Below are 13,623 nucleotides of genomic sequence, written 5' to 3' on the forward strand. Positions count from 1 at the left end.
GTGTTCACATGAGTTCGCATAGAGAATTTCTAAATAGGAGGTAGTAGCCATGAGGGGTTTGACAAAAGAAGTTGCGATGGAAATTGTTCGACGTACGATGCATGTGATTGGGTACAATGTCAATGTTATGGACAAGCGAGGACGAATTATTGGGTCTGGAGATGGTAAGCGGTTAGGGCAATCACATGAGGGTGCATTACTCGCGATAGAGCGTCGTGGCAGATTCGAGATTGATCAGGAGAGCGCCGCTAGATTGCAGGGGGTATTGCCCGGCACGAACCTTGTTATTGAGTTTGAGAATGAGATTGTTGGTGTTATTGGGATTACTGGTGATCCCAAGGAAGTGACGAAGTATGGTGAATTGGTGAAGATGACGGCGGAAATGTATCTTGAGCATATGAAGCTGTTAGAGCAGGCTCAATGGGACAAACGAATGAAGGAGAATTTCCTGCTCGCGGTGATGAATGGCGATGAGGGGAACGTACAAACATTGCGACATCAAGCACAGCAGATTCATTTTCAGGTGGATAAGCCTCATATCGCATGCATCATTGAATTAATTAATCGTAATGAAGAGGATCTAATGGCAACAATGAAGCGGGTAACTGATGTATTAGAAGGACGCCCGGCTGTTCAATTGATTACTATTCGTAATGCCAGACAAGTTATTCTGGTCAAGGAGCATCTCCATGAGCGGAAGCCGCATACGGATATATGTGAAGGAATTCACGAGATAAGACGTTGGTTAGATGTAAAGGAGATTTCTCCACTACGTATCGCGGTAGGCAAACCTTTTACAGGGATTCAAGGGATGATGAAGTCCATTCAATCCGCAGAAGATACGATGCGTGCAGGCTATGCAATATATCCGGATGAGCCGGTTTATTATGCAACGGATCTGCAACTGGAGACGATGGTCGTTCCGAGTGTACATCATTGGATGTCGGAGGAGTTGCTGCAGCTATGGGCGCATTTTGTGGAGGAGGATCGTAGTGGTGAGCTTCAGCAGACATTAGCTCTATTTTACTTCGAAAGTGGGGAGCAACAGCATATCGCTGAACGACTGCGCATTCATCGGAATACGTTACGCTACCGACTCCAGCGTATAACCGAGCTCACAGGGAAGGATCCAAGAAATTATCAGGAGCTGTTCCTGCTCATGAGTGCGCGTTGGTTATATTTGTTGGAGCATTCTGCTATGTCTTGTGATGAATAAGAGGATATATGTGCATATGCACAAAAAAAGACATCAATCGATGCGAAATGTTTATTTCTCCGCCTAATGAAACGCTTACAAATAAACGCTAAAGTATAGGTATGAGCTCAAACCACATATCGATATATACAACTATGTGTAAACCTGGGGAGGAATAACTCATGACAGTGAGTGTAAGCGTTTTAGGTGCTTTAGCTGCATTGGTTGTGGCAATTGTTCTAATATTGAAAAAAGTACCGCCAGCCTACGGCATGATGATCGGTGCGTTAGTAGGTGGTTTAATCGGCGGCGTGAGTATGGTGGATACTATTACGCTGATGATGGATGGTGCTAAAGGGATGATTCCTGCCGTGCTTCGCATCTTGGCAGCAGGTGTGTTAGCAGGTGTATTGATTGAATCAGGCGCGGCGAAAAAGATTGCAGAGACGTTGGTTCAGAAGGCCGGCGAGACACGGGCATTACTCGCATTAGCCTTAGCAACAATGGTGCTTACAGCGGTCGGCGTATTCGTGGATGTAGCTGTTATTACTGTAGCACCCATTGCATTAGCTATCGCACAACGTGCGAATCTATCGAAATTGGCAATTCTGATCGCTATGATCGGCGGCGGTAAAGCCGGTAACATCATGTCACCTAACCCGAATGCGATTGCCGCATCAGATGCATTTCATATTCCATTAACTTCGTTGATGGCAGCAGGTATAATCCCAGCCGTATTCGGGATTATCGTAACGTACTTCATCGCAAAGCGTTTAAATAATAAAGGCAGTAAAGTAGAAGCTTCTGAGGTAACGAATAATCCGAATGAGCAGCTTCCAAGCTTCTTTACAGCCTTTCTAGCTCCACTTGTAGCCATTATCTTGTTATCCCTTCGTCCAATTGCAGGCATCGTAATCGATCCAGTTATCGCGCTTCCAGTAGGAGGTATCGTAGGCGCCATTGCAATGGGAAGATTTAAGAAGTTAAATGAGTTCGCTGTATTTGGTCTTGGTAAAATGACGGGTGTAGCCGTCATGTTAATCGGGACAGGTACACTAGCTGGTATCATTGCAAATTCACAATTAAAGGATGTTATTATCGACGGCCTTACTGCATCTGGCCTACCGGCATACTTGCTTGCTCCAATCAGTGGTGCGTTAATGTCTCTTGCAACAGCATCGACAACAGCAGGCACAGCCGTAGCAAGCTCTGTATTCGGCTCCACCATCATGGGACTTGGCGTAGCTTCGCTAGGAGCAGGGGCAATGATTCACTCTGGTGCGACTGTATTAGACCACATGCCTCACGGCAGCTTCTTCCACGCAACTGGTGGCAGTGTGAACATGCAGATGAAAGAGCGTCTGAAATTGATTCCTTATGAAACCGCAGTTGGTCTAACACTAGCGATCGTTTCGACATTAGTATTCGGTGTATTCCAATGGTTCCTATAACAACTGTTGAAGCATAAACAACACAAAAGGATGTGAAGAGCATGAAGTTTGTATTGGCACCAGATTCATTCAAAGAAAGTATGACAGCAATGGAAGCCTGTGAGGCCATAGAACGAGGACTTCGTTCCTCTTTTCCCGATGCAGAATATATTAAAGTACCGATGGCAGATGGCGGCGAAGGTACAGTTCAGTCACTCGTCGATGCGACAGGCGGACGAATTGTACATTGTGACGTAACAGGGCCGCTCGGTCAGCCTGTGAATGCATTTTATGGCATTATGGGAGATGGAAAGACCGCGATTATTGAGATGGCAGCTGCTTCTGGACTTGGACTTGTGCCGAAGGAAGAGCGTAATCCGTTGATCACCACGACAAAGGGTACAGGAGAGCTTATCGTTCATGCGCTGAATGCAGGCGTACGTTCTATTATTATGGGTCTTGGTGGCAGTGCAACCAACGATGGCGGTGTAGGCATGGCACAAGCGCTTGGATTCCGCTTCCTGCGAGAAGATGGAACGGAGATTGGATACGGTGGAGGATCGCTAAGTGAAGTTACCCGTATTGATAGTGATCATGTAGATCCGAGACTCCAAGGTGTACAAGTGGTAGCCGCATGTGACGTAGACAATCCATTAACTGGTGAGCGCGGGGCATCCGCCATCTTCGGTCCGCAAAAAGGTGCAACACCCGACATGGTGAAGCAATTGGATGCAAATCTTGCACGTTTAGCAAACATCATTGCGCGCGATCTCGGAAAAGAAGTGAATGATACAGCAGGTGCGGGTGCAGCAGGTGGACTTGGTGCTGGCGTAATGGCCTTCCTGGGAGCCAGGTTGAAGCGAGGCGTGAACATCGTCGTCGATGCCATGAAGCTTGCGGATAAAGTGAAAGATGCGGATTATGTCATCACAGGCGAAGGGGGTATGGATAGCCAAACCGTCTATGGTAAAACACCGATTGGTGTTGCCAAAGTAGCACAAGCCGCTGGTGTACCTGTTATTGCCTTAGCGGGTTCCCTCGGTACTGGCGTAGAAGCCGTGAACGAGCATGGTATCGATATGTTCTTCTCCATCGTGCCTGGAGTATGTACGTTAGATAAAGCGCTCACCGATGCTTCCTTCAACATGGAGCGCACCGCGCGTAATATAGGGATATTAATCAAACATAGTAACCGTTAATCATAAGAAGAAACGAAGTTGTCGTCCATGAAAGACGTTAATCGTTTCTGGAGAAAATATAAGGATTTTTTAAAGCGTGGAATAATATATTATTATATTTAAAAAAAGATCTGACCCGTGCATGAAGCCGAGTCAGATCTTTTATTTCGTCTTTGCAGGTAGTCTAGGTTTGTACTTCACCTAGTCTGAGCCTTTTCATCAATCCAATAAAGTTTAGGAGACTTGAGATTCCTTTGCAAGAACAGGTACGGTGTTATCCGCTACCTGCACATCATCCTTTGTCTTGGAGAGGACAATGTTCAGTACAATCGCTGTAAGCGAACCGGATACGATACCGTTCTGTAGCAGCATCCGCGCAAATTCAGGCAGCTCTGCGAACATTGCAGGAAGTGTCGCTGAACCTAAGCCAACAGCAATACTGCAAGCAGCAATCAGTAGATTACCATCCTTACGGAGATCCACATCGGATAGAATAGATATCCCGGAAACGGCAACCGATCCGAACATGACAATCATGGCTCCACCAAGTACGGCATTCGGTACAATCGTCGTCAAGGCAGCCAGCTTAGGCAGGAGTCCTAGTACAATCATGATCCCGCCAGCGGCAAAAATAACATTACGAGTCTTAATGCGAGACAGCGAAATCAAACCCACATTTTGAGAAAAAGCAGTGTATGGGAAGGCATTAAAAATTCCGCCCAGCATAATTGCTACTCCCTCGGAACGCAGTCCGTTTACGATCTGCTTCTGTTCAACTTTCTGATCAATTACTTTACCAACTGCAAAATAAACCCCAGTAGACTCCACCATACTAACAATATTAACGATGATCATAGTGAAGATTGCAGTAAGACTGAACTCAGGCCATCCGAAGTAAAACGGTTGTGCGATGCTCACCCAAGAAGCGTCACCTACCGTAGAAAAGTTAACGATACCCATTCCATAAGCAATCGCTGTACCCACCACAAGACCTACCAGAACTGAGATCGAGCGCAGGAATCCAGTGGCGAAACGGTTAACTGCTAAAATGACAAGTAGTGTAATCAGTGCAAGCAACAAATTGCGGGGTTGTCCAAAATCAGCGCTGCCTTCTCCGCCAGCAACGTTATTCATAGCTACTGGAATAAGAGATAACCCGATAATGGTCACGACAGAACCCGTTACAATGGTCGGGAAGAACTTCAGCAGCTTCCCATAAAGCGGGGCCGCAAGAACAACGAACAAACCGGAAATAATGATCGCACCGTACGCAGTCGCCAGATTATGTGTCGAGGCAATCGCAATAATCGGGCCAACGGCTGTAAAGGTACATCCAAGAATAACTGGGAGCCTGCTACCAAAATACTTGGTGCCCATTATTTGCAGCAGTGTAGCCAATCCGCAAGTGAACAAATCGGCTGCGATGAGGTAAGCCATTTGAGTCCCATTTAGCTTCAAGGCACCCCCAACAATCAGCGGTACAATTACTGCTCCTGCATACATGGCTAGGACATGCTGAAGACCTAACGTAAATACCTTTTGCTTGCTTAACATCCCGCACTCTCCTTGATTTTCTCTAATGAGCTTTCATTATCAATGAAGTGAATTTCACCTGGTGACATAGATGCAATACGGGCCAAGGCATGGACTTCTATGCCTCTGTTCTCCAGAAGGCTCCGGCCTTCTTGGAAGCTCTTTTCAATGACACAACCGACGCCAAGGAGCTCTGCTCCTGCCTCTTTTACGATATCAACCAGTCCCACAAGTGCAGCACCAGTAGCGAGGAAATCATCCACAATAAGCACTTTGTCATTCGCTCCAAGATATTTCTGGGAGACGCTGACCAGATAATCCTCTTGGCGAGTAAAGGAATGTACAGGCGCTGAGTAGACAGCCTCTGAGAGCGTTACTGCTTTCTTTTTCTTCGCATAAACAAACGGTACACCTAATGCAATCGCAGTAGCCATGGCGAACTGAATCCCACTAGCTTCAATCGTAATCACCTTAGTGATCGGTTGATGACCGAACAACTTTTTGAACTCTTGACCGATTTGCAGCGCTAGCTCCGTATCGACCTGATGATTCAGAAATGAATCTACCTTCAGTACCGTATCTGATAAAATAAGACCCTCTTGTCTAATGCGCTCTTGAAGTACTTTCATCGTGAACTAATCTCTCCTCTTCATTAAAAAAACAAAAAAGGACAAATCCCTTGAGTCGTTTCTCTCAAGTGAATCTGTCCTTCTGGGCTTTTGTCCCTTAGTGGTGTAACACTACATAGTGTCCGCATCGCTCGGTCCAGACCTTTCCTCCAAAGAAGAAAGCGGAACCCTAGATGCGCTATTTCACTCATAGTCGGATAATTACGATGGTTATCCGGTAGAAACTTATGGGCCATATCCCCAAGATTATATGAGTTTTATTAATGTCCGATATGAATACCTTGTATATCTTACACGCTCTGTCTGGTGCTTACAAGCAAAATTTTTAGTGTTTTGCATACCATTTTCAGGTTATTTTCACGAAATTCAATTGTTTACATTTAGTAGGGGTTACTCCAAGATCTTCTGCGCCGTTTCTTCGGTCGTTACGAGCACATTCATATACCCGCCATTTAGCGCGCCCAAGATGCCCGAAACCTTCTCCAGCGATTCCGCTACACCAATAGCGTACCTCGCTCGTCTGATCTGCTCCAGCTCAATGGTCAACGTTCGGTCCGATATTGCTGTGCGTACAGGCAATCCATTGCCATCATAAAAACGCGAGCAAATATCACCAGCTACTTTCCCGTCCTCCAGCTCATCAATCACAGCATCGCCATAAAATCCGCGCCATGCCTCTTCGCCTTTAATTTCCGGTGATCCAATGCCGAATATAGCGATATCCAGCCGATCCCATGCCTTCGCAATGGTTTGATAATACTGCGAACGCATCAGTTGATCTCTGGTTTCCTTTTGCTCCGTGATCGCTGGCACGTCAATCATTAATGAGCGCGCCCCCCACTTTAAGGCAGCTTGGTAGCAGATATTATTGACATGGTATCCGCTCTCCATCTTTCCAGATGGACCACCCACCGTAGGAACACAGGTTACAAAAGGCCTCTGTCCGAGGGTCAGATTGTCTACAACGGCAGCTAAGCTGCTTCCCCAAGAGAACCCTATCGTATCTTTCGGCTGAACCACTTGCTCCAGCCATCTTGCACAAGCCTGTCCAATAGCTTTACGCTTGATCACCCCGGACTGGGCTGGATCTACCTCTACAACAATGGCTTCCTTCAGCCCGAACCGTTCTTTCAATTCCTGCTCCAGTGTACAATGATCTCCAATATCGTAATTGATGGTGATTGTAACGATGCCCTCTTCACGGACTCTCTTCAGCATCCTACTTATGGTGGTGCGATATATGCCAAGTTCATTAGAAATTTCACTTTGCGTTAAATTCTGCTCATAGTACATTTGTGCAATCTTAATGAGCAGCTTCTTGTCTTCTTTTCGATCCATGATAGAACTCCTCGCTTTTTTCAAGGATTTGACGAATCCATAACCCCTAGCTATACTGTAGACGATTATTTTGCACATTTTTTATTATATTGCACAAATGTGCAAATTTTCAATTTTTTAATGGAGATGATCGGCTTTGAATATGGACTTTAGAAAGAAAAGTTGCGCCGTAGAAGCTCTAAAGTATATTGAGAACGACACAACCATTGGTTTAGGTGGGGGTAGTACGATTTCCTATTTAATCGGGAATATTAAAGAAGCAGATCTTCGAGTAAAGGTAGTGACCCCCTCCTTCACTACAGCTTCACTCTGTGTCCAAAATGGATTGCAGGTTGTACCCACTTGGTCCGTTGACCGAATAGCTGTTGCTTTTGATGGCTGTGATGAGGTGGATGAGCAACTGCATGCGCTTAAGAGTGGTGGCGGCATTCATACGAAAGAAAAACTGATTGCTAGTATGGCGGATCATTATATATTGCTGGTAGATGAAACTAAACTTGTGAACAAGCTAACCTTCAAGCATCCCGTAGTATTGGAAATTCTTATGGATGCTCTTAGTTATGTTCAACATTCCGTGAAATCGCTGGGCGGCAAGCCTGAGATTCGAACAAGCGCAAGTAAGGATGGGTATACGGTCAGTGATCACGGCAATGTGCTGCTGGATGTCTTTTTTGACAAGGTAGAGGATAGCACTGCTCTTCAAACTGAACTCAAAGCCATTAACGGGGTCATTGAGACCTCCCTATTCACGAAAGAAGTTACCTCAGCACTTGTGGCTGGTTCAAGTGGAATCAAGGTAATCTCTAAGTAAGCTCAAACAATCAAAACAGGCGAGGTGCTAACCATGGACAATCTGAAGTGGGCAATCATCGGCCCGGGAAGTATCGCTAATGAATTTGCGGCTGCTCTAGATGACATCGGCGGAACTTTATATGCGGTAGGATCACGAACCTTAGAGAAAGCCCAGGCGTTCGCGAGCCAATATGGAGCGGAGAAGGCTTATGGCAATTACAGCGAAATGCTGCAAGATCCAGAATTTGATGTCGTCTACATCTCAACACCACATAGTAACCACTACGAATACATCATAGAAAGCTTGCAGAATAACAAACATGTCCTCTGTGAAAAGGCGATCACCGTAAATAGCAAACAACTACAGGAAATCGCCGAGCTTGCTAAACAAAAAAGTTTAGTCGTCGCAGAGGCTATGACCATCTACCATATGCCACTGTACAAAAAGCTACGGAAAATCGTGGATGAAGGTAAGATCGGACGCCTCAAAATGGTGCAAGTCTCCTTTGGCAGCCATAAAGAATATGATGTGAACAACCGTTTCTTCAGCAAAGATTTGGCTGGAGGGGCGCTGCTGGATATTGGGACGTATGCCTTGTCCTTCACAAGATTCTTCCTGTCCAAACAGCCACAGGAAATTCTAACGACAGTGAAACGTTTTGAGACAGGCGTCGATGAACAATCCGGAATCATTCTGAACAACGATGCCGATGAAATGGCGATCATCTCCCTTACCATGCGCTCCAAAATGCCTAAACGCGGCGTCGTTGCTGGAGAACTTGGCTTTATTACTGTAGACAATTTCCCACGGGCCTCTACAGCTACAATTCAATATTTAGATGGCACCCTAGAAACGATCGAAGCCGGCGATACTTCCAAAGCGCTACAATACGAAATCGAGGATATGCAGCGCTATATCGCGGCAAAAGGCAACCAGGAAACCCTCAAGCTCTCCTTAGATGTCATGGACATTATGAGTAATGTTAGAGAACAATGGGGAATCAAATACAGCTTCGAATAACATACTGAACACAATAGATCAATCATCAAAGCGTTGGTATTCCCTTCAACTGAAGGAAGCCCAACGCTTTTTTGCGGATAATTTTCTAGGAATGGATGACAATATCCTTAGGTGATTTCTTATAGGTACTTTTTAGTACCTATAGCACTTTAAAGTACGTACTATACTTAAATGACTCATGCCTTCATAATTGCACTTACCGGCCGGTGATTATCAGAGTGTAGGAGTGAGAGACATGTTGTTAAACCAAAAAAGAAGTACCCTGGCACTCCTGGCTTTAGCCATTAGCGCCTTTGCGATCGGAACCACCGAGTTTATCAGTGTAGGGCTGCTGCCTTTAATCGCTGATGACCTGAATATACCGCTGACCACAGCTGGATTAACTGTTACTTTGTACGCTTTAGGGGTAACCTTTGGCGCCCCAATCTTAACGTCGCTGACCACGGCGATATCGCGCAAAACATTATTGCTTATCATTATGATTGTATTTATTATCGGCAATAGCCTTGCCGCGGCTGCGGACAGTATTACAATTCTGCTAATAGCTAGAGTAATATCTGCCCTTTCGCATGGTCTGTTCATGTCGATTGCTTCGACCATTGCCGCCGACCTTGTGCCTGAGAATCGTAAAGCCAGCGCTATTGCGATCATGTTCACAGGGCTAACCGTAGCTACTGTTACCGGTGTGCCACTGGGTACCTTCCTAGGGCAACAGTTAGGCTGGAGAGCTGCATTCATCGCCATTATTGCCATCGGGCTTATAGCGCTCATCGGTAATCTGATCTTGGTCCCTGCCACAGGGCTGCGCAAAGGAACCCGAACACCGCTTCGCGAACAAGTCAAACTCGTGAAGAATGGACGGTTACTGCTTGCCTTCGCAATCACTGCTTTAGGGTATGGAGGTACCTTTGTAGTCTTTACTTATTTATCTCCACTTCTCCATGAAATCAGCGGTTTCAAAGAGAGTACCGTTGCCATCATCCTTCTTGTTTATGGCATAGCGATCGCCATCGGCAACGTCATTGGAGGCAAATTAGCCAACCGTAACCCTATGAATGCCCTGTTCTACATGTTTGCTATACAAGCTGTTGTACTGTTCGTCTTAACCTTTACCGCACCCTTCAAAGTGGCTGCACTACTTACGATCTTCTTTATGGGATTGTTAGCCTTCATGAACGTACCTGGTCTACAAGTACACGTAGTTACACTTGCAGATCGATATGCTCCGAGTGCGCGAGATGTGGCATCTGCGTTGAATATTGCTGCTTTTAACGCTGGTATTGCCATCGGGGCTTATCTTGGTGGTATTGTCACGGATCATATGGGACTGATTCATACCACTTGGGTGGGTGCTATAATGGTTCTCTCCGCAGTATTCTTAACCGCCTGGAGTCGTGCGCTGGAGAAGAAAGACGAGACTCTTCTCCAGTCCGAAGCTGCTTAATCAGCTGTGCATTAACAAACCAATCAAACTATTAAATATCTCAGGAGGTAATTTTATTATGGCTCAACATCTACAGGATACAACTGCATTACACAACGGGGTAAACATGCCTTGGCTTGGACTTGGTGTATTTCAAGTCGAAGAAGGCTCTGAGCTGATCCAAGCGGTCAAATCTGCTATTGCACACGGCTACCGCAGCATCGATACAGCAGCGATCTATCAGAATGAGACTGGCGTAGGTCAAGCGATCAAAGAAGCTTTGCAGGACAACAACCTGTCCAGAGAAGAGCTCTTCGTAACTTCAAAGGTCTGGACTGCAGATATGGGCTACGAAGAAACCATTGCCGCCTACGAAGCTAGCCTAGCTAAGCTTGGACTTGAATACCTTGATCTATATCTTATCCACTGGCCTGTAAAAGGAAAATATAAAGAGACTTGGAGAGCACTTGAAACTTTGTATAAAGAGGGACGCGTAAAAGCGATTGGGGTCAGCAATTTCCAGATCCATCATCTTGAAGATGTGATGAAGGATGCGGAAATTAAGCCGATGGTAAACCAAGTGGAGCTCCATCCTTATTTGAGTCAGCAAGCACTGCTTAGCTTCTGCCAGGAACAAGGAATTCAACTGGAGGCTTGGTCTCCATTAATGCAAGGGCAATTGTTGGATCAGCCTGTACTGAAACAAATTGCAGCTAAACACAGTAAATCCGTAGCTCAAGTGATTATCCGTTGGGACCTGCAGCGTGGAATTATTACCATTCCAAAGTCTACTAAAGAGCACCGGATCATCGAAAACGTAGATGTGTTTGATTTTCTGTTAACAGAAGAGGATATGAATCTAATCAACGCTCTGAACCAAGATCAACGGGTAGGTCCTGACCCTGATAATTTCGACTTCTAAGAGATTAACCGCTAGGTTAAGTAACAGTAAAAAAAGACCCTATCTTTCAGAAATGAAAGAGGGGTCCTTTTTGTCTTTACGCCCCTTGCACTAGCACAATAAGGATCGGCAACACAAGAAAGGAAGCAAGTGTCGTCCATAAAATACATTTGGATACCAGCTCTGGAGAGGCGTCAAATCGTTCCGCTAATACCACCGCGTTGACGGCAACTGGCATGGAGGCCAGAATCAGCAGCACAGAGAATAAAATACCATCAATATGCAGAATAGATAATCCGAGGTATGCTACTAGTGGAGCTAAGATTAATCGAATGATCATCCCTGTCCAAAAAGTAGACTGACCCTTACGTTCAGATGACATGGTTCGTACTTTGACCATCTGTGCACCCAGAATCGCCAGTACGACTGGTGAATAACCTCCGGCAACCATGGAGACCCCTGTAGCAAGCTCAGAAGGTAAATGCAGGTCAAATATTCTAAGAAAAAGTGCTAGCATAGCTGCATAGATGGCAGGGAGAGAGAACACGGACTTTACCGCATTTTTCACCGAGAACTGCGATCTAGCCGCAAAATAAACGCCCACAGTATTCACGATAATCATCTGCCCAATCACATAAACAGAAGCCTTATCGAGCCCAAGCTGTCCGAAAGCCAGCAACACCAAGGGAAGTCCATAATTCACACTATTCGTAAATGTCGAGACCAGAGTCAATCCCGATATTTCAGAGGGGCCGAGCTTCAATAACTTTCCGATGATATTTGCAATCGCCCATAAAAAGCATAGATTTAGCAGCGAAAAAGCGAGCGTCTTGTAAATATCATCCATAGAAATCTCGGCCGTAGCCAGTGTATTAAGAATAATAGCCGGCGTTAAAAAGTATAAATAGAGCGTCAATAACGGCTTGGTATCCAAATTCTTAAACCGTCCAAGCAGTGCACCGACGATCACCGGAATGGATAATGGCACGATGACTTGATACAACGTTGATAACACGCTCTGGATCATGAACAGTACTCCTCTGCTCTAAGTTACTCTAAACTATAAGCGCAACAGAGCAAGACGTCTAAGATATGAAATCAATATACACAATAGCCATTACCTATAATTAAAAAAGGTCTCAACCCCTATAACGGGGTTGAGACCTTTTTATCATGTGTTACATCATTTTGATTTCAAGCAATTCATATTTGATGATACCCATTGGTGCGTTTACACTAACGATATCCCCAACTTTTTTACCCAGCAATTCCTTGCCCAGCGGACTTTCATAGGAAATCTTGTTGTTTAGGACATCTGCTTCAGCAGCCCCTACAATTCTATATTCAATCTTCTCGGAGTATTCGATATCGTTCAGGGTAACGATACAACCCATACTAACCTTTGACAGATCCATCTGACTCTCATCTACGATCTTGGCTTTGGTCAGCATTTTCTCCAAAATCATAATACGAGTCTCCATGAACGATTGGTCGTCCTTGGCCGAATGGTACTCGCTATTTTCCTTCAAGTCTCCATAGCTGATCGCCAATTTGAGCCGTGCTGCCAATTCCTTGCGCCCTGGGCCCTTCAATTCCTTCAGTTCTTCCTCTAATTGAGCCAATCCTTCTTTGGTCAAGAACACTTCTTCATTAGACATGTATACAACTCCTATTTTGGATGCTTTTTAATATTTTAACCTATATTTCACATTCATGCGACAAGCATAAACGTCTTCGGCGTCCTTGTAAGGACGGTAAGCGTTTAAGCGAGAAATATAAAAATTAAAGTATAGGTGCAAAACCTATACTTTCTTATATTTAAATAAAAATCCCTGCCACAATTGAACATTGGGCAAGGATGTCAATGCTGCATCATTATTCTGGCAAATGCTCTTTACAGAAAAGGAGTAATGCTGCTTCCTCGTCCTCTTCCATATCAAAGTCAAGCAACTGACCTGTTGTTGTCTCCTGTAGATCATAACTCACGATGCTAACTTGATCTTCATCCACTTTAATAATCGCTCTAGCGGATACTCCGTTCTCTACATAGAGCTCATCATCTTCTGGAACATCCAGTTGAACCACGAATTCATACCGTTTACCGGTTAGTATACCAAAAGGATCTTTAACATTCTCCACGTTGTAGCTTGTAAATGTCAACATTGCTCAATCAACCTCTTTTC

General features: G+C 45.1%; 13 protein-coding genes and 1 riboswitch. Of the genes, 7 read left to right on the plus strand and 6 right to left on the minus strand.

What is annotated here, in order from left to right; all coding sequences use genetic code 11:
• The first annotated feature begins 49 nt into the window (after nt 1-49).
• The 3 genes from MKY19_RS29275 (at nt 50) to MKY19_RS29285 (ending at nt 3,824) form a co-directional block, all read left to right on the plus strand.
• Nucleotides 50-1,216 (plus strand): sugar diacid recognition domain-containing protein, encoded by a 1,167-nt coding sequence (locus MKY19_RS29275; protein WP_339799361.1) that lies wholly within the window; start codon nt 50-52, stop codon nt 1,214-1,216.
• A 161-nt stretch (nt 1,217-1,377) separates the two neighbouring features.
• Nucleotides 1,378-2,646, plus strand: a complete 1,269-nt coding sequence (locus MKY19_RS29280; RefSeq protein ID WP_076284937.1) for a GntP family permease — start codon at nt 1,378-1,380, stop codon at nt 2,644-2,646.
• A gap of 41 nt (nt 2,647-2,687) precedes the next feature.
• Nucleotides 2,688-3,824 (plus strand): glycerate kinase, encoded by a 1,137-nt coding sequence (locus MKY19_RS29285; protein ID WP_339799364.1) that lies wholly within the window; start codon nt 2,688-2,690, stop codon nt 3,822-3,824.
• 213 nt (nt 3,825-4,037) lie between these two features.
• Here MKY19_RS29285 and MKY19_RS29290 read toward each other — a convergent pair whose 3' ends face one another.
• The 3 genes from MKY19_RS29290 to MKY19_RS29300 all read right to left on the minus strand — a co-directional run bounded on the left by MKY19_RS29290 (nt 4,038) and on the right by MKY19_RS29300 (nt 7,303).
• Nucleotides 4,038-5,357 carry a nucleobase:cation symporter-2 family protein gene (locus MKY19_RS29290; RefSeq protein WP_076121591.1) on the minus strand — a complete coding sequence of 440 codons (1,320 nt, stop codon included), beginning with the start codon at nt 5,355-5,357 and terminating at the stop codon, nt 4,038-4,040.
• The gene (locus tag MKY19_RS29295) at nt 5,351-5,965 is read right to left on the minus strand and encodes a xanthine phosphoribosyltransferase (RefSeq protein WP_339799366.1); all 615 of its coding nucleotides are present in this window, start codon (nt 5,963-5,965) and stop codon (nt 5,351-5,353) included. The genes MKY19_RS29290 and MKY19_RS29295 overlap by 7 nt, the downstream gene beginning before the upstream one ends.
• Before the next feature lie 170 nt (nt 5,966-6,135).
• Nucleotides 6,136-6,239: riboswitch (purine riboswitch) on the minus strand.
• 116 nt (nt 6,240-6,355) lie between these two features.
• Nucleotides 6,356-7,303, minus strand: a complete 948-nt coding sequence (locus MKY19_RS29300; RefSeq protein ID WP_339799368.1) for a sugar-binding transcriptional regulator — start codon at nt 7,301-7,303, stop codon at nt 6,356-6,358.
• A gap of 142 nt (nt 7,304-7,445) precedes the next feature.
• Here MKY19_RS29300 and rpiA point away from each other — a divergent pair, with 142 nt between their 5' ends.
• The 4 genes from rpiA (at nt 7,446) to MKY19_RS29320 (ending at nt 11,461) form a co-directional block, all read left to right on the plus strand.
• Complete coding sequence (gene rpiA / locus MKY19_RS29305; protein WP_339799370.1) at nt 7,446-8,114, plus strand: ribose 5-phosphate isomerase A; 669 nt, start codon at nt 7,446-7,448, stop codon at nt 8,112-8,114.
• 33 nt (nt 8,115-8,147) lie between these two features.
• Nucleotides 8,148-9,116: a Gfo/Idh/MocA family oxidoreductase gene (locus MKY19_RS29310; protein ID WP_339799372.1), complete on the plus strand. Its 969-nt coding sequence runs from the start codon at nt 8,148-8,150 to the stop codon at nt 9,114-9,116.
• 235 nt (nt 9,117-9,351) lie between these two features.
• A complete protein-coding gene (locus MKY19_RS29315) occupies nt 9,352-10,560 on the plus strand; it encodes an MFS transporter (protein ID WP_076284942.1) in 1,209 nt (402 codons plus the stop codon).
• Between the two features lie 58 nt (nt 10,561-10,618).
• A complete protein-coding gene (locus MKY19_RS29320) occupies nt 10,619-11,461 on the plus strand; it encodes an aldo/keto reductase (protein WP_339243952.1) in 843 nt (280 codons plus the stop codon).
• Between the two features lie 76 nt (nt 11,462-11,537).
• Here the strand turns inward: MKY19_RS29320 and MKY19_RS29325 are convergent, their stop codons facing one another.
• The 3 genes from MKY19_RS29325 to MKY19_RS29335 all read right to left on the minus strand — a co-directional run bounded on the left by MKY19_RS29325 (nt 11,538) and on the right by MKY19_RS29335 (nt 13,603).
• Entirely contained in the window at nt 11,538-12,467 is a 930-nt protein-coding gene (locus MKY19_RS29325; protein ID WP_149645456.1) for an AEC family transporter, read from the minus strand.
• 151 nt (nt 12,468-12,618) lie between these two features.
• Nucleotides 12,619-13,098: a transcription elongation factor GreA gene (gene greA / locus MKY19_RS29330; protein ID WP_042131553.1), complete on the minus strand. Its 480-nt coding sequence runs from the start codon at nt 13,096-13,098 to the stop codon at nt 12,619-12,621.
• 217 nt (nt 13,099-13,315) lie between these two features.
• On the minus strand, nt 13,316-13,603 hold the full coding sequence (locus tag MKY19_RS29335; RefSeq protein WP_042192802.1) for a DUF6509 family protein: 288 nt from the start codon (nt 13,601-13,603) through the stop codon (nt 13,316-13,318).
• Nucleotides 13,604-13,623 lie beyond the last annotated feature (20 nt).

This window comes from Paenibacillus sp. FSL R5-0744 (genome assembly GCF_037972555.1).
Lineage (GTDB): Bacteria > Bacillota > Bacilli > Paenibacillales > Paenibacillaceae > Paenibacillus_AQ.

Coding starts and splice junctions, on each gene's coding strand:
- MKY19_RS29285 (WP_339799364.1), top strand. CDS start 2,688: ATGAAGTTTGTATTGGCACCAGATTCATTCAAAGAAAGTATGACAGCA.
- rpiA (WP_339799370.1), top strand. CDS start 7,446: ATGGACTTTAGAAAGAAAAGTTGCGCCGTAGAAGCTCTAAAGTATATT.
- MKY19_RS29325 (WP_149645456.1), bottom strand. CDS start 12,467: ATGATCCAGAGCGTGTTATCAACGTTGTATCAAGTCATCGTGCCATTA.
- greA (WP_042131553.1), bottom strand. CDS start 13,098: ATGTCTAATGAAGAAGTGTTCTTGACCAAAGAAGGATTGGCTCAATTA.
- MKY19_RS29310 (WP_339799372.1), top strand. CDS start 8,148: ATGGACAATCTGAAGTGGGCAATCATCGGCCCGGGAAGTATCGCTAAT.
- MKY19_RS29320 (WP_339243952.1), top strand. CDS start 10,619: ATGGCTCAACATCTACAGGATACAACTGCATTACACAACGGGGTAAAC.
- MKY19_RS29275 (WP_339799361.1), top strand. CDS start 50: ATGAGGGGTTTGACAAAAGAAGTTGCGATGGAAATTGTTCGACGTACG.
- MKY19_RS29300 (WP_339799368.1), bottom strand. CDS start 7,303: ATGGATCGAAAAGAAGACAAGAAGCTGCTCATTAAGATTGCACAAATG.
- MKY19_RS29335 (WP_042192802.1), bottom strand. CDS start 13,603: ATGTTGACATTTACAAGCTACAACGTGGAGAATGTTAAAGATCCTTTT.
- MKY19_RS29280 (WP_076284937.1), top strand. CDS start 1,378: ATGACAGTGAGTGTAAGCGTTTTAGGTGCTTTAGCTGCATTGGTTGTG.
- MKY19_RS29290 (WP_076121591.1), bottom strand. CDS start 5,357: ATGTTAAGCAAGCAAAAGGTATTTACGTTAGGTCTTCAGCATGTCCTA.
- MKY19_RS29315 (WP_076284942.1), top strand. CDS start 9,352: ATGTTGTTAAACCAAAAAAGAAGTACCCTGGCACTCCTGGCTTTAGCC.
- MKY19_RS29295 (WP_339799366.1), bottom strand. CDS start 5,965: ATGAAAGTACTTCAAGAGCGCATTAGACAAGAGGGTCTTATTTTATCA.